Below are 18730 nucleotides of genomic sequence, written 5' to 3'. Positions count from 1 at the left end.
CGAAAGATTTACGTCCTCTTTGTAATTATCAGACGCCGCGAGCGCATGCGTGCGGCCCTGCGGCATCTGACCGCGCATGAAAGCCGCCGGGAAATCAGCGTCTTCCGGCCGCAAAGCGAGAGCGGGCGCGCCTTCGCGGGGCACACCGCTTGATCGATCCGGCGATGACAGCAACAGGATTTTCGCGGTCGGGGAGCACACAATGGCGTTCCGTTCGACCGGCGATGCACCGTTGCGCGGCACTACGATCGGCCGCGGCAACACACACGGCGCAGCATGTGGAGGTGATGCGATCGGGGATTCAGTATCAGAGCAATATCGGCGGCGGCGATTTTCAGCATGAGAAAGACTGCTTCCATGCGTGGAAGCAGCAGCCGCTCGCGTACCGGATGAGCCAGCAGAGGTTCGAAGGCAAGCGTGAAGTTCGGCCACTTGCGGGCGACTCCGTATTCGAAGATGCGGAAGTCGCGCAGCGTACGCTTGCGAAGACGTGCGGGCCAAACGATAACTACGCGCTGGCCGCACAGATTCACAGCAGCGAACGCGACATGTGGCTGGTCATGGCGGCGTACGAAGAGTGAGGCGGCGACACAGGGTCAGGCGGGATGGGCAGCGCGCTTTCGCGTGCTCGCCTGCTTGCGCAGCGCGCTCGACTTTGTGAGCAGCGTCGCGAGCCGCGCGCTCTCCACGTCCACCGACGCAGACGGCTTGCCGCCCTTGCGCGCGCTGCGGCCTGCGAGCCGCACGCGCCTTTCCACTTGAACGAGCAGCGCGGCGAATGCCGCTTCGTCGACCTTCATGTGGCGCTTCGCGCGCTGCGGCAGCAGGCTTTGCAATTCGCCGGCTTCAAAGGCCGCAATCACTTCAGGGTGGATATAACAGCGCTTGCATACAGCAGGCGTGTTGCGCAATAACGTGGCCACTTCTTTCACTGTCGCGACGACATGACGGCGCGTATCCGCAGCGCTCTCGCACACCAGCTGACGCAATGCCGCCATCGCATACACGCTGCCCGCCCACGTGCGATAGTCCTTCGCCGAGAAGTCCGCGCTGCTGATGTCGCGTAAATACTCGTTGATATCGGCGGAGCCGATCGTATGGCGCGCGCCGTCATCGTCGATGTACTGGAACAGATCGTGGCCCGGCAACTCCGCGCACCTGCGCACGATGCGCTTGACGCGCGCATTGTCGACGGTCACGTCGTGCTCGATGCCGCTCTTTCCCGCGAACCGGAAACGCACTTCGCCCGCGCGAATCTTCACGTGCTTCTTGCGCAGCGTAGTGAGGCCATAGGACTGGTTGTCGCGCGCATATTCGACGCTGCCGATCCGGATCAGCGTCGTATCGAGCAGATGCACGACGGCCGCGATCACCTTCTCGCGCGGCATGCCTTCGCGCGCGAGATCGCGTGCGACTCGCGCGCGAATCTTCGGCAGTGCATGGCCGAACGCGGCCATGCGGCCGAACTTGTCGGCGTCGCGCGTTTCGCGCCATTGCGGGTGGTAACGGTACTGCTTGCGGCCCCGCGCATCGCGGCCCGTCGCCTGAATGTGGCCGCGCGGGTCGGGGCAGATCCAGACATCGGTGTAGGCGGGCGGTATCGCCAGTGCGTTGATGCGCGTGATCTGCGTTTCATCGTCAATGCGTCTGCCGTCGAGATCGAAATAAACGAATACGCTTCTGAGCTTTCTGCGCGTATAGCCGGGCCGTGTGTCGTCGGCATGCCGCAGTCCCGCAGGCATCGCGGTGGACAGTCCTTTGGCGATCGCGTCGATCGCGTCGATCGCGTTGCGTGTCATCGTTTTCATTTCGCGGTTTCCGGTCTCTTGTGACGGACATGCGTTGACACGCTAACTTTGTGCAATAGCAATGCCTGAACCTGCGTCACTGTTGCAGGCGAACGCGTTGCACGTGTTGGGCATCGAACTTGCTCGCTATATGAACGTGAACGAACGCTGATTGCTCACATACACAAGATGCGAAGGGAGGACACGCACATGACTAGCACTCTGGCGGGATGCAAGGTTGCGGTATTGGCCTTGGACGGATTCGAACAGGCCGAACCGATCGAACCGCGCCGCGCGCTCACGGAAGCAGGCGCGACCGTGCACGTAATTTCTGCCAGGGCCGGAAAGGTCCAGGGATACAGGCATGTGGACAAGGGCGATCGCGTCGACGTCGATGCGATGTTCGACCCGCGCGCACCCGACCATTCGTCACCATCTCGCGATGGCACATCAACTCGCCAATGCGCGCAAGGCTTCGTCATGAACGGAATCGTCAAGGTGTTCATGCCGCGCGCGGCGTACGAGGACTCTCTCATGCACATCACATTCACCGATGATGCTCCCGTGTTCGATGGGTCGAGCCTGACTGTGCGCTTCAACGCGTGCGTCGATGGTGAGCCTGTCGCCTGCGCGATTTCGGCGGAGGCGCTCGAAGACCATTTCGGCGCGGACTCGCCACTCGAAGACACACTGATCGGCGCGTACGAGCGTGGCCGCGCGCGTATCCGATCCGTATGCGCGGAAGCGCTCGATCAGAACGCTGGCAAAAGCGTCATTCTGCACAGCGGCCTGTTCCGTGTCGAAGGGATGGAGTCGGACCGGCGGTTGAAGACATAACCGGGCGCGCAAAAAAGGCGGCTGCCGTAATGCACCCGGCAGCCGCGCGCCTAATCTGCATCAAACCCAACGATCAAACCCAGAGCTTGCCCGCGTGTGGCGTATCGACGCCGTTGGTCGGGCGATCGTCGCTTTCGATGGGACGACGCTCGCTCTGCGCTTCGCACGCTGCCCGCAGTATCCCGTTGTGCGGTTCATCGCAAGCTTGCATGCGAGTGGTATGTGGGGCTGTCTGCGCCGGCACGTTGGTTTGGCTGGATGACAGCGTATGTGCGCGTACCTGCGCAACGATGGCTGACGTGGCAATGGCCACGAACAGCAGGCATTCCGCGCTCCTGATCCTCATGGTGAAGTTCTCCCTTGTCGATGGCTGGCCCGCGTTATGTATCGACCGCGCTTTGTTAAAGCCTTTGCGCGTCGCGCGAGGGTCCAGCATCGCTTTCGAGCAATATCCATGCCTTTCTGCCATTTACGCGCGGGGCCTGCATTCGCGGCCGCAACGGTGTAATGCCGGCATCCGGCTGGAAGCAATTACTCGCCGCAATGGCAAAGACGACACGCACGCCTGGAGATCGGGCATGACGAGTGCGCAACAGCTCGCATCCCACGCATAACGGAAAGGAGCAACGTATGACGACGAATGTCATTGCCGTGCTGAACGGTCTGATCGAGACGTCGAAGGACGGCGAGCGCGGCTTCATGAAAACCGCCGAGGACGCGAATCACGCGAGCGTCAAGGACGCGTTGCTCGAAAGCGCGGACCGTTGCACGCGATGCGCGCGCGAACTGCAAGACCTCGTGTTGAAACTGGGCGGCAAACCGGAGGGCGGTGGCAGCGTCGCTGGCGCATTGCATCGCGGATGGCTCGATGTGAAGTCGGCCGTAGGCAGCCGCGCGGATCACGCGATTCTCGCCGATTGCGAAAAGGGCGAGGGCGCCGCGAAGAAGCGCTTTCATGAAGCGCTCGAAAAAGACCTGCCAGCAAACGTGCGCGCAGTGGTCGAGCGGTTATATCACGGCGTGCTGCAAAACCATGACCGCATTCGCGCGATGCGCGATCAGTACGCAGCGATGAAAGGCTGAGCACGGCAGCAAAGAAAAAGAGGCCACCCAATCAAGGGCGGCCTCTGGCGCTTTAACGCTTTAACGCGAGCGTGTTAAACACGCCCAAGCGTCAAACGCTTAATCGGCTGCGATCTTCAGATGGTTCTTCACACCCTTCACGCCGGACACGTTTTGCACGACATCCTGCGCAGCAGTCTTGTCGTCAGCCGATGGCACCGAGCCCGACAACCAGACGATGCCCTTGCGGGTCTTCACGTGAATGTGCGTGGACTTCACGTTCTTCGCGCCGAGCAGCTCGGCCTTGACCTTGGTGGTCACCGTGCCGTCGTCGATATGCTGGCCAACGCTCTCGGAAGTGGCGGGCGGCGCGGAGGCCGTCGTTTGCGCCGTAGCGTTCAGTGCGAATGCAACACATGCAATGCTGCCTGCGGCCTTGAGGAACTGGATGGTTTTCATGGTTTCTCCTTCTCGGTTGATGATCAGGGTTGCGGTCCTGTTGTCCGTGCGATCGATCGCGGCTCGATGCCGCCGATGACCCGACCAAAGAACACTGCCGCCGCGGTTCCGTCTGGTCCGTCGCCGACACAGGACGCGCCGCGCTTCGATCCTGCTCAATGGCGCGTCCCTGTGAGACGGTCAGCAAGCGTCGTACCCGTCACGGTTTGAATGTCGTCGCGTGTAGCGTTGTCCGGGCGTTCGCACCGATGCCGCATGATTCGGTTCGAATTTCAGAGCGTTTGTAAAATGCGCGCGGGGAACGGGCACGCGGCGTGCGCCTCGGCAACACAAAGGCGAATCAAAACAGACAGTTGCGAAAACTGGTACGACAGTTGCGTAGGTAGGGCGCGAAGCTGTTTGAACAATCACAGGAAGAGTCTGTATGCCGCCTACAATCGAACTACGCGCGAAGCAAACTTTCGCGCTCACACCGCGTCTGCAGCAGTCCGTGCGTCTGCTTCAACTGTCATCGCTGGAATTCCAGCAGGAACTGCGCAACGCGCTCGACACCAATCCCTTCCTCGAATACGACCCGTCTGTTTCGGAAGATCTGTCGGCAGGCAAGACGGCCGAGAGCAACGGCGCCGACGGCGAAACACTGCCTGCGAACGAACGCGACAACGCGATGGAAGGCACGTCGGCGGAGCCGGCTACAGAAAGCGTTGCGTCCTCGTCGGATGAAGGCGGAGATTATTCAAGCGGCGACTATTCAAGCGGCGACTATTCAGGCGACGCCTACGGCCGTGGCCCGTCGCGCTACAACGGCGATTCGGATGCCGCCGACCCGACCGAATGGGCGCGCGTGCAACCGACGCTGCACGAGCAGTTGCACGACGCGTTGCGTCTCTATCGGCTCGAGGACCGCGACCGCGAAGTGGCGCGCCTGATCATCGAAGCACTCGATGACGACGGCTATCTGCGCCAGGACCTCGCCGATCTCACGGACGTCTTCGACATCGAACCCGCGTTGACGGAAGACGATTTGCTGGTCGCGCTGCGGCTCGTGCAAACGCTCGACCGTCCGGGACTCGCGGCGCGGTCGCTGTCGGAGTGTCTCGCGCTGCAGATCGATGCGTTGCCCGCCGATACGCCGGGCCGCGACGTGGCGAAGCAGGTGGTAGAGCATCATCTCGACCGTCTCGCGCGCCGCGAGCATGCCGAGTTGCAAAAGCAGATCGGCTGCGATGCCGAGGAATTGCGCGTGGCGTGCGCGCTCGTGCGCAAGCTGGATCCGAAGCCGGGCAATTCATATGGCCGCGCCGATGACAATTACATCGTGCCGGATGTGATCGTGCGCAGTGTGCGCAACAAGTGGGTCGTGACCGTGAATCCCGCTGTGCTGCCGCGCGCGCGCATTCACCGTATGTACGCGGAACTGTTCGCGCAGTCGGCAGGCGCGAGCCGCTCGCCGCTCGCGCAGCAGTTGCAGGAAGCGCGCTGGCTGATCCGCAACGCGCAGCAGCGCTTCGAAACGATTCAGCGCGTAGCCGAGTGCATCGTTGCGCATCAGAAGCCGTTCTTCCAGTACGGCGAGATCGCATTGAAACCGCTCGTGTTGCGCGACGTAGCCGAAGAACTCGGCCTGCACGAATCGACGATTTCGCGCGCGACGGGCAACAAGTACATGGCGACGCCGCGCGGCATCTTCGAGTTCAAGCATTTCTTCCCGCGCGAGCTGGGTACGGAGAGCGGCGGCACGTGTTCGGCAGCGGCCGTGCGTGCGCTGCTCAAGGAAATGATCGCCGCGGAAAACGCGCGTGATCCGCTGTCCGACGTGGCGCTCGCGAAGATGCTCGCCGATCAGGGCGTGCTCGTTGCGCGCCGTACGGTGGCGAAGTACCGCCATCTGATGAAGGTGCCGCCTGCGGAGTTGCGTCGACAGGTTTGATGCCCGCTGGCTTGTGCGTAAAGCGCGACATACGTGAGATACACAATGGCCGCTCGTTGAAGGAGCGGCCATTGTGTTTTGCGTGAAGAAAGAAAGGCCAGAGCGCTACATGCCGATACCCACACCGCCGCTCGAACTTGTGCCCGTGCCGGAGCCCGAACTGTTGCCCGTGCCCGAACTGGAAGCCGGATTCAGATCGATTCTTCCATAGACGCCGTCCGCTTCGTCATTCGGCCCGGCTGTGAAGAACAGTGTGTTCGAAGGCTGGTTGCTCAGGTTGTTGCCGAACGCAATGCCCCACAAGCCCGGCTCGACGATCGTGTTGCCATTCGACGACTTCAGCGGTCCCATCGACTTGCCGCTCGACGCATCGAACGCGTTGATCGTGCCGTCGCCGAAATTGCCGATCAGAATCGCGCCGCTGAACGTGCCGAAATTGCTCGGTGCCTGCGCGATACCCCACGGCGCGTTCAACGGTGCGCCCGTCGCGAAGTGCTGCTTGAGATTGCCCGCCGTGTCGAATACATCGACCATGCCGAGGCCTGCGCCCGCCACGTTGTCATGTTTGGCCGTGTCCTCCATCGCGTAGGTGACGAACAGGTTCGAGCCTATCAACTGGATACCGAACGGTGCAAAACCGGCTGGAATGGCGCTGTCCTTGAAGCCGCCGGGCATCGTCACCTTCGTGAAGTTCGTATCGAACACGTCGATCTTGTTGTTATGAAAGTCCGTCGCATAAAGGAAGTTGCTGCCATTGTTTGCCGCGAGCGCGAGCCCTTTGTACACGGCGCCGCCTGCGGCATCGTCGTACATCGTGAAGGCATTGGTCGGGCCGACAGCGGGCGCCCACGCCGTGATCGTGCCGCCTTCGCCCGTGAAGATGAAGGCCGCGACGCCTGATTTGCCGTTCTGCGTGACGGTGAAGCTTGGCGTGCCGTTGAACACGATGCCCGTGGGTGCTGCGTCGCCGTTGGTGCCTGCCGGTATCGTGACGACGAGCGATTGCGGCACGCCGTTGCCGTCGTAGAGCGTTGCGAGATTGGTGGCGTTGTCGGCGACCCAGACGAAGCCTTTCGGATTGAATGCAACGCCCCAGGGGTTTTTCAGGTTCGGATCGGTGTGGGGCGCGGACACGGCGCCATCGGAGACGAGAGCCGCCGCGGTGAACGACGACACCGCAGGCGTGCTCATATTGTTCGACCCGGAACCGCCGCCGCATGAAACAAGCGTCGCTAAAGCCGCGCCACAGGCTGCGATGCCGAACACCTCGAATAGAGACTTCATGACCGCACTCCTTGCTTTGTCGAAAGGTCGTGACGGTCATTGAACGGGGTGGGGGTGGGGTTTATTCCCTGTCGGCGATGTGTTTTCCACATTCCGGCGAGTAACGAAGCGGCCGCGAAAATATTCCGCTGCATCGAAAAGTTTTTGCTGCGCCGCGTTTCAATGGAAGGCGTGCTAGGTCGACGTAATTCCTTTCTATAGATTAATCATCCTAATCAATTTTTACATAAATCCATACTCAACGGAAATCTACCAGGTTAGTGTTCTGGGCGAGGGAGGCGATCCCGGCCAGGATCGAGTCTGGCCATGAACGATCGGTGTTCCTCTGCCCGGATCAACAGGCAAGCTATGAGGGCGTTCAGATGACATCTATTGCTTGCGTCGGCGACGCGAACACGCATGGCGGATTCATTATCACCGGCTCCAGCACGATGCTCGTGCTGGGGCGTCAGGTGGCACGGCAGTTCGATCTGATTTCATGTCCCATGCACGGAGTCAACGAGATCATCGAAGGTTCCGACATGGTGCTGGACAACGGCAGGATGGTTGCGCTCGATGGACATCGATGTGCCTGCGGTTGCTCGGTGATTGCAGGCGGATCGTTCGCGTCTGTCCGATAGGGCGCCTGCAGTATTCGTGAGGCGAAGAGGCCACATCCCCGGGCATCAACACCAGTAGTAACAAAAATAGCGAAGTCATGAAACGTGGAATGATCGAAGCGGGCAGTGGCACGGTTGGCGAAATGCTGAACCGCAGCTCAGAGACTGGACGTCAGACTTACTTTCTCGATGTGCCCGGGACGGCAAGCGCATCGCAACTATCGGTCGTATCGTTCGAAGCCACGGAAAAGCTTGGCGAACCGTGGCGCGTCACGATCAGGCTCACGCATCCCGAGGGTCTGCCGCGCGCCGACTATCTTGGCAAGGATGCCGTATTCTCGATCGTTCCCTTGGATGGGGACCGTAGGGCGTTTTCGGGGTGGCTCACGCGTTTCACGAAACTGAAGACGACGCACGATTTCAGCAGCTACGAGATGGTCGTCGAAGCGCATTTTGCAAAGCTTGCGCGGGTCCGTGCGAGCCGGATCTTTCAGCATCAAAGCGCGCCGGAGATCATTGAATCGATCTTGCGCGAGCATGGCTTCAAGGGCCACCAGTTCAGCTTCACCTTGCGCCGGCAATACCCGCAGCACGCATTCCGCTTTGCTTACCAGATAGACGACCTCTCGTACGTCCAGATGCTGATGCAGAAGGAAGGTATTTTCTGCCAGATCAACGAGGGTGAGCACGGCGACGTGCTGAATTTTTGCGACGACGTCGACCACTATATCTACACGCCTGCGCTGCACGTGCCATACCGTGAGACATCGGGACTGGAGGCGGGCATCGAGGCTGTGTTCTCGCTCAGGACGGCGGCCCGCACGATCGCGCAATCGGTCACGGTGGCTGACTACAATCCCGACCAGGCATTCGAGCGATTCAAGGCCGAAGCCAACGTGTCGCGCGATGACAAGACGACATACGGCCCGCAGTACATCTGGGGTACGCATCATCAGGACGGGAACGGCGCGCAGTGGGAAGCGCAACTGCGCCACGAAGTCGAAGTTGCGTGGCAGGTTCTCTATGAAGGCGAGAGCAATGTCGTCGGACTACGGCCGGCGCGCGTGCTGCACACGGATGAGGTCTTGCCGGATGCGCCTAACGGGCAGGTCATTATCGCCGTTTCACACCGTGGCTCGCGTGATGAGGCGTACACCAACAGGTATGAGGCGATTCCAGCCGATCGGCGTTTCCGGTTGAAATGCGATGAAGCCGGATGGCCGAAGATCACCGGCACGCTGAGCGCGCGCGTGACGTCGCCGGGGCAATACAAATACGCGTATCTCACCCAGCAAGGGTATTACGTCGTCCGTTTCGATCTGGATTTCTCGACCTGGAGTCCGGGCGGAGAGAGCGTGCCATTGCGCCTTGCCAAACCTTTCGCCGGGGCGCTGCAGACGGGTTTTCACTTTCCGCTCATCGACGGCACCGAGGTAGCGGTTGCCTTTCATGATGGCAATCCCGACCGGCCCTATATCGCGCACGCGATGCACAACAGTCAGTCGACCGACCACGTGACGAGCGACGACAGATGGCTCTCGCGCAATGTCATCCGCACGCAAAGCAACAACAAGCTGCGCATGGAGGACTGGCAGGGCCAGGAGGGCGTCAAGCTTGCCACCGAGTACGGCAAGACGCAATTGAACATGGGGTTTCTCGTCGATCGCAACAGGCAACAGCGCGGCGACGGATATGAATTGCGCACGGACGATTGGGGCGTATTACGCGCCGGTAAAGGCATCTTCATCAGCGCGGACGCCCAGAGCAAGGCAGAGGGACAGGCGCTCGACATGCAGCAGGCCCAGCAGCAACTGTCGACGGCCCATGCCCGGATGCGAAGCCTTTCGGAGTCCGTGACCCAGGCAAAGGCGGTCGTTGCGGCATGTGAGGAACAACAGAACTTGCTCGATCGTCAGATCAGGAACCTCCAGCAGGCCGTCATTCTCGCTTCCGCCCCGCACGGCATGGCGTTCACGAGCGGCGAACACATGCAGATCGCGGCGGGAGGCCATCTGTTCACGACGGCGGGCGGGAATGCAGATGCGGCTGTTGGCGGCAACTACACGGTCGCGGCCGGCAATGCGGTGTCGCTGTACGCGAACGCGCAGGGAATGAAGCTTTTTTCGGGTAAAGGCAAGGTCGAGATGCAGTCCCAGTCCGACGCGCTAGAACTCACGGCACTAAAAGGCGTTTCCATATCCAGCACGCAAGATACGGTCACGTTGAACGCGAGCAAGTCGCTGATATTGATGTGTGGTGGCGCGTATATCAAGCTCGAGGGTTCACAGGTCGAGATTGGCAGTGCGGGAGAGATCGCTTTGAAGGGGCCGTTGCGCATCGGCGGCTCGGCCACGCAACACGCTGCATTGCCTGTTTTGCCGACGCAGCAGGACACAGGCATGCAGTTGTGGCACACGTATCCCAATGGCGACCCGGTAAAGAACGCGAAATACAAGATTGTCTTTCCGGACGGAAGCTCCCGGGCAGGTCGTCTCGATGCCAATGGCAAGGCGACAGTTGCAGACGTCCCGCGAGGTGGCGGTCGCGTGCAGTACTTCGAAGAGGACGGTTCGTTCGAGTCGCAAAGCCGCAGATTCGCGGACCCCGACGGGCGTCCGCAGACCACGACCAGCGGGGACACACCTGCGCTGCCGAGCATGACGGCTCAAGCCCTTTCTGCGGCGCCTGCCCTGGTCGGGGCGGCGGCCGGCGGCGGCATCGATGGTGCGATCAAGCCCGGTCGAGGCGCTGGCGCCGATGCACTCGCGCAGGTTGCGGGCACGGCGATGCATTCAGCCGGCGTGCCGGCCGATGTCGCGGGCCCAATTGTGTCGGCCGCCGCGACGGCAGCGATGGGAGGCAGCGCTGCTGCGAGCCAGGCCGCGATCGGCGCGCTTGCTGCTCAAGCGGGCCACGCGGTCGGCCAGCCGTCATCCGGTTTTGGAGAAATCCATAGCCAATCGCCGGTTTCGCTCGCAAGAACAATGCGCTAGGCCGTTTGGCGGCATCTCGCGCAATTCGATAAAGAACAACAACGCACCTTGAATATGGCATCGCAAGTTCCAGCCAGCACGGTTACCGCGGCCGCCGCGGTTCCGGCCGTCCTCCACAGCAACGCAGAGCAGCGCCGTCTGTTGATAAGCCAGGTCCCGGCCGCAGCCGTCGCGGCACAGCCCGAGCTCAAGCGGGTCGCCGTCGAATCGGTGAAGGATCACGCGCAGCAGATTTTTATCCAGTGTCTGTATATGGTCCCGCTGGTGGGCAACGCGATGTCGCTCGCGGATGTGGGGACGGACCTGTACCGGCTATTCAGGAATGAGCCTGACCCCGCAAGCGGCAAGAAATACGCGGAGAACGTGCTGCACTGGGGCGTGCTCGCCATCGACGCAATCGGTGTCATTCCCGGCGCGGGCAATGCGAGCCGCCCGGCGCGCGCGGTGGTCAAGGATGTGCTGCTGGCATTTGCGTCGGGTGGGCTGGGCGTCGCGGTGGACATGCTGTGGGCGGCGGCGGGAGGCGATGCCCAGGATTTCATGTTGACGCTCGATAAGCATCTGGAGAGCTGGAAGAATGAAATCATCAATGGCCTGCGCACCATCAGCCGCAGCTTCGCGCGGTTCATCGAGGACCCGACCTCGGTGGAGGATCAGATGGAGCGCGTCGGGAAGAAGGATGGATTCTTCTCGTGGGTGCCCTCGCAGGAACATATCGCGCTGGTGGCGCTCGATCAGTTGCTCAGTCATACGGGCCTGAAATCGAAGATCCTGGCGTGGCTTGCCGAATTCGACCGCAACACGCCGGCGATGATCGGCCAGGCGATCGGCACGGTCGGGGAGGCCGGATCGCTGGCGTGCATGGCATGGCAGATCGCTCAGGCAATCGGCCACCGAGGCAAGCTGTCCGAGCCGCAGGCGTCGTTGCCGCATGGTGAAGGCGTGCACCCTCCCGCCGGGCACAAGGGCGGCGCAAACCCTGAGCCGCATCAGCCCGCGCCGTCGCACGAAGCGCAGGTGTCGACGGGCGCGCGAACGGAACCCGACCAGAAGCCCGGAACCCACGAGCAGCGCACGCAGCAGGGCGCCGAAGCCAGCCGGACGCCGGCGAAGAACGGCTGCGGCTGCCCGCCCGTGAAAGGCGGCGGCTCGATCAACTACGCGATGGGCGACGAGAACCTCGAGCAGACCGACTTCGCGCTCGATGGTGTAGTGCCCATTGTGTGGACGCGGCTCTATCGTTCGAGCCTCGTCGCGTACGACGGCAGCGCGCTGGGCGCGCGCTGGAGCAGCCCATATCACCTGTCGCTGACCGGGCAGGAAGACGTACTGACTTATTTCGACGCCGATGGCCGCGCGGTCGAACTGCCGCGCGTGGCAATCGGCGAGGCGCTCGACGTGCCGCGCGAGCAGATGACGGTCAGCCGCCCGGACACGCGGCGAGTGCAGTTGCGTTTTCTGGACGGCTCGCGTGAAGACTACGAACTGCATGCGACACCTTCCGTGCGCCGCTATGTTCTGACGGCTCGCATTGGACGCGATGGCCTGGGCGTGACGCTCGCCTATAACGCGGCGGGCGAGCTGGCCGGCCTGTCGGATGGGCACGGCCTCGCTGTCGCACTCGATTACACCGACGGACGGGTGACAGCGATCCGGCGCCTGGATGCCGCAGGCGGTACGCTCGATGTGCTCGCGCGCTACGAATACAGTCGCGAAGGCGACCTGATTGCGCACACGGATGTGCTAGGTCATCGCCGGACCTATGCGTACGAACAGCATCTGCTTACCCGCTACACCGATTTCAACGGCTTTGCGACCTGTCTCGAATGGGACTGGCCTGCCCGGCGCGCGGGCGCGCCCGCGCCCGCCGATGCGAAGTGCGTGCACGAATGGCGCTGTAACGACCGCTATCCAGACGAGCGCTACGCCGAACTGTTCTTCGAGTACCACCGCGAGCACTGGTACACGAAGGTCACCGATGCCGATGGTCATGCGACGATTCATCGCTATGACTATCACAACCAGATCGTGCGGGTCGAGCAGCCCGACGGATCGCGCGACACCTATACCTGGGACGATCGCGGCCAGCTGATTGCGATGCAAAACGGCGCGGGCCAGATCGAGCGGTTTGCTTATGACGAAACGGGCCGTATCGCCGCCGTCACCGATGCGCTCGGCAATACGACGCGCACGGAATACAACGCGACAGGTCTGCCCGTGCAGGTCACGAACGCGGCAGGCGACGTGACGCACACCGCTTACGATGCGCTGGGCCGTCCCGCATCGGTGACGAACGCCGCGGGCGCGACGAGCTACCGCTGGAGCGACAGCGGGCGGCTGATCGCGCTGACGGACCCGAAGGGCGGCACGCGCGAGTTTGCCTATGACGGCGCAGGGCGTCTCGTGTCGGCGCGGGACTGTTCGGGTTACGAAACGCGCTATCAATACGATGCGCGCGGCTATCTGCTCGCGCGTACGGACGCGCTTGGGCAGGTGACGTCGTATCGTCACGATGCCCGCGGCCAGTTGCTGCAGGTGACGCGTGCGGATGGCATCGGCGAGCGGCTGGCCTACGATGCCGAAGGCAACCTCACGACCTATACGGACGGTGCGGGCCAGGTCACGCGCTACAGCTACAACGGCAATCACCAGCCGTATTCGCGTACCGACGCGGCAGGCCGCATGCTTGCGTACAACTACGATCGTCAATGGCGTCTTACGCAACTGCGCAACGAGAACGGCGAGACGATGCGGTTTCGCTACGATGCGCTCGGGCGGCTGGTTGAGGAGACGGGATTCGACGATAGCGTCACGCAGTACGGGTACGACGCGGCAGGCCGGCTCGCACAGTCGCGTCAGGGCGACGCGTGGACGGTATACACACGCGATGCGCTGGGCAGGTTGACGCAGCGTGATATGCGCGGGCCGAACGGCGCAGTCAGCGAGCGCTTTTTCCATGACCTGCGCGGGCGACTCACCACGGCGCAGACGGAAGACAGCACCGTACGCCTTCACTACGACGACGCGGGCCATCTCGTTGCCGAGGAGCAGCACGTCAGCCTCGCTCTCGGCGAATCGTACGTCACGGTCTCGCGGCATGAGTACGACGCACTGGGCAACCGCATCCGCACGACACTGCCTAACACCCGCACTGTTGACTGGCTTCGCTACGGGTCGGGACATGTGCATGGCGTGCTGCTCGATGGGCGGCCGCTGCTGGACTTCGAGCGCGACCGGCTGCATCGCGAGACGGGTCGGGTACATGCGGGGTTTAGCCAGCAGCGCGAATACGATCCCTCAGGGCGTCTGACGCGTTTCTCGGTGATGGCGGCACACCCGTCCGTGCAACATGAGTGGCTCGCGGAGCGTCGGCTGCGCTATGACGCGGCTGGGCAACTGGCACGCATCGACGACCGCACGCGTGGCGCGTCGGAATACGGTTATGACCCGGTGGGCCGGTTGCTGAAGGCGGTGACGCCTGAACTGACGGAGATCTTTGCGTTCGATCCTGCCGGCAACCCGGTCGATCCGGCGAAGATCCCGCCGTATCCGGACGGGCTGGAAACGGAACACGAGCGCACGGCACGGTACGCACGCGAAGCGGCCGAGGATGCGGAGTGGATGCGTGCACATCCCGGGCAGAAGCCGTTCTCGCGCCACGATGCGCGCGGCGTGCAGGATCGCGAGAAGGTGGAGGCGTGGCGTAAGTCGCTGCCGAAGTGGCTCGATAACGTGATGGGCGAGTATCTCGGGGTGACGTACGAGTATGACGCGCACGGCAATCTTGCGCGGCGCAGGGAGCCCGGCGGACTGACATGGCTGTATGAATGGGATGCGGCGGGTCGCCTGAAGGAAGCGCGGCGCTATGCGCGGCCGCCCGCGGCGCATGAGATTGATCATCAGGTTCGGACCGCCGACAGTGTGCGGTTCGTGCCGGGCAAGGTGCAGCCCGAGGTAAGCGTGCGGCTGCGCTATGACGCGTTCGGGCGACGCACGCTCAAGGAAGTGGAGCGCGCGGGCGGCGGTATCGATCGCACGGTGTTTACGTGGGACGGTGATCTGATGCTGCTTGAGGAGCGGTTTCATGAGGCGCCGGCGGGGCGCAGGGATGAGGGGCTGCGTACGTATGGTGGTGTGCGTCTGGTGCGTGAGGACTCTGATGATGCGTACGCGTTACCCGTGGCGCAGCGCCAGCACACGCTGGGGGTGAGGCAGTATCAGTGGCAGGCGGCGTCGGTGTATCTGTACGAGCCGGGCACGTTCGTGCCGCTGGCGCGGCTGGATGAGACGCTGGAGCAGGCGGCGTATCCGGCTACGGGCACGGATGGGCGCTTTGTTGAGTATCCGGCGCGCACACGGCACGCGACGTACTTTTACCAGAACGATCATCTGGGTACGCCGCAGGAACTGGTGGATGAGTCGGGCAAGGTGGTGTGGCTGGGGCGGTACCGGGCGTGGGGCGCGCTCAGGGGTGCGAAGCTGGCCAATGGGGCGGCGGCTGAAACTGGGAATCTGATACGGTCGCAGGGGCAGTATCATGATGAGGAACTGGGGCTGCACTACAATCGCCATCGGTACTATGAGCCGCACAGTGGGCGGTTTATCAGTAAAGACCCGATTGGTATTGCGGGTGGGGTCAATGAGTACCAATACGCGTCCAACCCGGTGCAGTGGGTTGATCCGCTCGGATTGAGTGGGACACTCGCTGGTAGATTGGCTGATAAGGCTCAAAGGTTGCCCGCGTCACAGCGGCCGAATACAGTAGCCGTGATCGTTTCCCAAGACGGTCGTATTGTGGTTGGGCGAAACCAAGGGGGAGTTACCAATCCCGAGGTTCAAGATGCGTTAAAGGACATTCCACCTAATGAGTTCGATGCTCAATGCGCTGAGGTGAATGCAATATCCAGGGCAAGGAACAAGGGTCTCGATCTAACCGGGGCCTCAATTTCTGTCGCGAACGTGCGTGGGAAAAACAGTACGAGCGGGGTTCATGGTGCAGATAAGCTACCGTGTTCAGTATGCAATCCGCTGCTCAGAAAATTCGATATGAACCTGATTCAACGATGCAGTCACCATGAATAGAAATGAGCTTCTCGTAAAATTGGCAAGCTGCTCTATCGAGAGTAAGCAGCTTTATGCGTCTTCCTGTTTGCGTCGCTATTGTGAGATCAAAGATATCTCGCACCCGGCTGTTACTGAATTGTTAGATCATCTTGACTCCATTCTTGCAAGCCGGAATCTATCCGTATGGGATGCAAGAGGAGCGTTGCTTGGCTTGAACGGACGAGGTGATCCGATCCCTGAGAGTCTTAAATCTGCGCTATCGGAAGAAGGGTTGAACGAATTTGCGGTTCTAGTTGATAGTGTGGTCGAAGTCGGAATCGTTGACCTATACGGCGCAAGTACAGATTTGCCGCTGAAATTCTTGGATAAGACGATGCAGATACTGGAACAGAACAAAATTCATTTGCCAAGCATTGCTTGAGTAACAAATCCACGAGCCCGCGAAAGCGGCCTTCCATTCTTCTACTCGGCGGTAATGGTCAGCCGTCCCCGACCAACCGTAACCCTGACGCGCTGCTTCGTGGCAGGCGGCGTCGGTGTATCTGTACGAGCCGGGCACGTTCGTGCCGCTGGCAAGACCCGATGGGTTGGCGGGTGGGATCAATGTTTATCAATATGCGCCCAATCCGGTCACGTGGATTGATCCGCTTGGCTTGGCACGTATTTACAAAGACGCGCCGTATCACGGAACTACAGATAACGCCGTCAAGAGTAAGGCACCAGCTAATGGACAAGCTGCCCTTGATAACTCAGTACAGGTCAAAGACACGTCGCCGAGGCGCGTAGGCGTTGATACCGCAAATGATGAGCTTGTTGTGATGGACAAGACAAGAACGCATGCTAACGGGGATGAAGAATTCCACGGACACGTGCGTTGCTGGTGTGATCTGCATAATGATCAACAATCTGCGCTGAGAAGGGCCGGGAAGGTCACGAGCAAAGGGAGAATAAAATGAGTCATTACAGCAAGGAAGAGCTTGACAGGCTGTTGAAATCTACTGATAAGAATATCGTTATCGATGCGCTTATGTATCTGTGCTTCAACATCGACGATCCCGAGTGGATTCAAGACAAGTGCATTGAAGCGATTGAAAGTGGGAAGGATGAGGATGTTAGGGGCTTGGGTATTACGTGCATTGGGCATGTAGCAAGAATGTACTCGCAGATAAACCGAAAAAAGGTGATGCCGGTCTTGGAACACCAGCTTAGTAATGAGTCTCTGTCAGGAAGAGCGCAAGATGCTCTTGATGACATTGATTCGTTTGTGAAGTAAATGCGAGGGCCGTTGACGCAGTTCTTTGTGGGTCTGCCCTCCGGTAATGGTCAACGTCCTTGTTCAACGCTGACCTTTGCGTGTAGCCCTGCTTCAAACCCCGCTTGCTCGACCCATCGCCGGCGAGCTGGCTCGACAACTCAATGGGCGAGTATTTCGGGGCGACGTACGAGTATGACGCGCACGGGAATCTTGCGCGGCGCAGGGAAGCGGGCGAGCTGACATGGCTGTATGGGTGGGATGTGGCCGGTCGCCTGAAGGAGGCACGGCGCTATGCGCGACCGCCCGCGGCGCATGAGGTCGATCATCACGTGCGGACCGCCGACAGTGTACGGTTCGTGCCGGGCAACGTGCAGCCCGAGGTGACCGTGCTGCTGCGCTATGACGCGTTCGGGCGACGCACGCTCAAGGCGCGCACGCGGCACGCGACGTACTTTTACCAGAACGATCATCTGGGGACGCCGCAGGAACTGGTGGATGAATCGGGCAAGGTGGTGTGGCTGGGGCGGTACCGGGCGTGGGGCGCGCTCAGGGGTGCGAAGCTGGCCAATGGGGAGGCGGCGGAAACCGGGAATCTGATACGGGCGCAGGGGCAGTATCATGATGAGGAACTGGGGCTGTGTTACAACCGGTATCGGTACTATGATCCGCATGCGGGGCGGTTCATAAGTAGGGATCCGATTGGGCTGCGCGGCGGCATCAATCTGTATGCGTATGCGCCCAACCCGGTGCAATGGATCGATCCGCACGGATTAACTGGCACATTCAAAACCGGATGGCTACACGCCAGGAAGCGGTACTGGCTTCACTCCGGGAGAAAACGTTCCGGGAAGTTAAAAAATGAAAAGCAGTGAGGTACTTGTTGCCGATGGTCAGATTGAGACGTTCTCTTACAGAGGAAATTGTCTAACTGTCCTTATACGGACTGATGGAGGAGCATTCGAAGTTATCTTCCATACGGTTCTTGGCATGAAAGCGACTTCTCCTGAAGGACAGGATTTGTCGCATTTGGCCGAGAGTGCTGAGAGCCCGTATCTCGTTGAGACATGTAGAGCAGCAGAGGAACCGGCGGATGGGTTCAAGGAGTTTAGTTTTATTTCCGCATGGAACGACGAGCCATTATTAACCGTTGTTGCTATTGACGTTCAGGTTCCCCAAACGTTGCGTTAGCACGAAGGGCCGCATACGCGGCCCTTCATGCTTTTACTCGGCGGTAATGTTCAGGCGTCCGTGTTCAACGTTGATCCTGACGCGCTGCCCTGCTGCAAATCCGGCGGTCTCGATCCACCGTCCGGCGAGCTTCATCCACGGATAAAGCGGCGGCTCGGTTCGCAGATGTAACGGTCGGTTCCAGTTGCGCTGGAAGCCCCCGGCGTCACACTAGTTGTCGCCTCTGAATTTTCATCATTTGAAGAGAACTCAGAGGTGCAGGTTGAAGACGA

At 60.9% G+C, this 18730-nt stretch carries 17 protein-coding genes; 12 read left to right on the top strand and 5 right to left on the bottom strand.

Annotated elements, in window-relative coordinates; genetic code table 11:
- The first annotated feature begins 287 nt into the window (after nucleotides 1-287).
- Nucleotides 288-581, top strand: a complete 294-nt coding sequence (locus tag SB822_RS46950; protein WP_410857903.1) for a hypothetical protein — start codon at nucleotides 288-290, stop codon at nucleotides 579-581.
- A gap of 15 nt (nucleotides 582-596) precedes the next feature.
- On the opposite strand, the gene SB822_RS46945 is transcribed toward SB822_RS46950, so the two are convergent.
- Nucleotides 597-1808 carry a DNA topoisomerase IB gene (locus tag SB822_RS46945; protein WP_410857902.1) on the bottom strand — a complete coding sequence of 404 codons (1212 nt, stop codon included), beginning with the start codon at nucleotides 1806-1808 and terminating at the stop codon, nucleotides 597-599.
- A 189-nt stretch (nucleotides 1809-1997) separates the two neighbouring features.
- Here SB822_RS46945 and SB822_RS46940 point away from each other — a divergent pair, with 189 nt between their 5' ends.
- Complete coding sequence (locus SB822_RS46940) at nucleotides 1998-2624, top strand: DUF1488 family protein (protein WP_410857901.1); 627 nt, start codon at nucleotides 1998-2000, stop codon at nucleotides 2622-2624.
- Between the two features lie 73 nt (nucleotides 2625-2697).
- Here SB822_RS46940 and SB822_RS46935 read toward each other — a convergent pair whose 3' ends face one another.
- On the bottom strand, nucleotides 2698-2970 hold the full coding sequence (locus SB822_RS46935; protein ID WP_410857900.1) for a hypothetical protein: 273 nt from the start codon (nucleotides 2968-2970) through the stop codon (nucleotides 2698-2700).
- Nucleotides 2971-3254: 284 nt separating this feature from the next.
- Between SB822_RS46935 and SB822_RS46930 the strand changes: the two genes are divergently transcribed.
- Nucleotides 3255-3707 (top strand): PA2169 family four-helix-bundle protein, encoded by a 453-nt coding sequence (locus SB822_RS46930; protein WP_410857899.1) that lies wholly within the window; start codon nucleotides 3255-3257, stop codon nucleotides 3705-3707.
- A gap of 99 nt (nucleotides 3708-3806) precedes the next feature.
- Here SB822_RS46930 and SB822_RS46925 read toward each other — a convergent pair whose 3' ends face one another.
- The gene (locus tag SB822_RS46925) at nucleotides 3807-4145 is read right to left on the bottom strand and encodes a BON domain-containing protein (protein ID WP_007576590.1); all 339 of its coding nucleotides are present in this window, start codon (nucleotides 4143-4145) and stop codon (nucleotides 3807-3809) included.
- Nucleotides 4146-4569: 424 nt separating this feature from the next.
- On the opposite strand from SB822_RS46925, the gene SB822_RS46920 reads away from it, so the two are divergent.
- Nucleotides 4570-6075, top strand: coding sequence for an RNA polymerase factor sigma-54 (locus SB822_RS46920; RefSeq protein WP_079488355.1), 1506 nt, complete (start codon nucleotides 4570-4572; stop codon nucleotides 6073-6075).
- Nucleotides 6076-6180: 105 nt separating this feature from the next.
- Here SB822_RS46920 and SB822_RS46915 read toward each other — a convergent pair whose 3' ends face one another.
- Nucleotides 6181-7359 carry a TIGR03118 family protein gene (locus SB822_RS46915; RefSeq protein WP_410857898.1) on the bottom strand — a complete coding sequence of 393 codons (1179 nt, stop codon included), beginning with the start codon at nucleotides 7357-7359 and terminating at the stop codon, nucleotides 6181-6183.
- Between the two features lie 362 nt (nucleotides 7360-7721).
- Here SB822_RS46915 and SB822_RS46910 point away from each other — a divergent pair, with 362 nt between their 5' ends.
- From SB822_RS46910 to SB822_RS46875, 8 genes are all read left to right on the top strand, one after another.
- Entirely contained in the window at nucleotides 7722-7979 is a 258-nt protein-coding gene (locus tag SB822_RS46910) for a PAAR domain-containing protein (protein ID WP_007742210.1), read from the top strand.
- A 77-nt stretch (nucleotides 7980-8056) separates the two neighbouring features.
- The gene (locus SB822_RS46905; RefSeq protein WP_410857897.1) at nucleotides 8057-10951 is read left to right on the top strand and encodes a type VI secretion system Vgr family protein; all 2895 of its coding nucleotides are present in this window, start codon (nucleotides 8057-8059) and stop codon (nucleotides 10949-10951) included.
- Nucleotides 10952-11092: 141 nt separating this feature from the next.
- Nucleotides 11093-16033, top strand: coding sequence for an RHS repeat-associated core domain-containing protein (locus tag SB822_RS46900; protein WP_410857896.1), 4941 nt, complete (start codon nucleotides 11093-11095; stop codon nucleotides 16031-16033).
- On the top strand, nucleotides 16026-16436 hold the full coding sequence (locus SB822_RS46895; RefSeq protein ID WP_114222592.1) for a hypothetical protein: 411 nt from the start codon (nucleotides 16026-16028) through the stop codon (nucleotides 16434-16436). The genes SB822_RS46900 and SB822_RS46895 overlap by 8 nt, the downstream gene beginning before the upstream one ends.
- Nucleotides 16437-16551: 115 nt before the next feature.
- Nucleotides 16552-16971, top strand: coding sequence for a hypothetical protein (locus tag SB822_RS46890; protein ID WP_201762735.1), 420 nt, complete (start codon nucleotides 16552-16554; stop codon nucleotides 16969-16971).
- Nucleotides 16968-17288 carry a hypothetical protein gene (locus SB822_RS46885; protein WP_410857895.1) on the top strand — a complete coding sequence of 107 codons (321 nt, stop codon included), beginning with the start codon at nucleotides 16968-16970 and terminating at the stop codon, nucleotides 17286-17288. The genes SB822_RS46890 and SB822_RS46885 overlap by 4 nt, the downstream gene beginning before the upstream one ends.
- Before the next feature lie 143 nt (nucleotides 17289-17431).
- A complete protein-coding gene (locus SB822_RS46880) occupies nucleotides 17432-18142 on the top strand; it encodes an RHS repeat domain-containing protein (protein WP_410857894.1) in 711 nt (236 codons plus the stop codon).
- The gene (locus SB822_RS46875; protein WP_131542572.1) at nucleotides 18129-18458 is read left to right on the top strand and encodes a hypothetical protein; all 330 of its coding nucleotides are present in this window, start codon (nucleotides 18129-18131) and stop codon (nucleotides 18456-18458) included. Before SB822_RS46880 ends, SB822_RS46875 begins: the two co-directional genes overlap by 14 nt.
- A 33-nt stretch (nucleotides 18459-18491) precedes the next feature.
- On the opposite strand, the gene SB822_RS46870 is transcribed toward SB822_RS46875, so the two are convergent.
- A complete protein-coding gene (locus tag SB822_RS46870) occupies nucleotides 18492-18593 on the bottom strand; it encodes a SymE family type I addiction module toxin (protein WP_410857893.1) in 102 nt (33 codons plus the stop codon).
- Nucleotides 18594-18730 lie beyond the last annotated feature (137 nt).

Source organism: Paraburkholderia sp. SIMBA_054, assembly GCF_046534875.1.
In the GTDB taxonomy this organism is placed as follows: Bacteria; Pseudomonadota; Gammaproteobacteria; order Burkholderiales; family Burkholderiaceae; genus Paraburkholderia; species Paraburkholderia hospita.
Note: the sequence above shows the minus strand (reverse complement) of the source record. Positions and strands in the feature narration are given on the sequence as shown.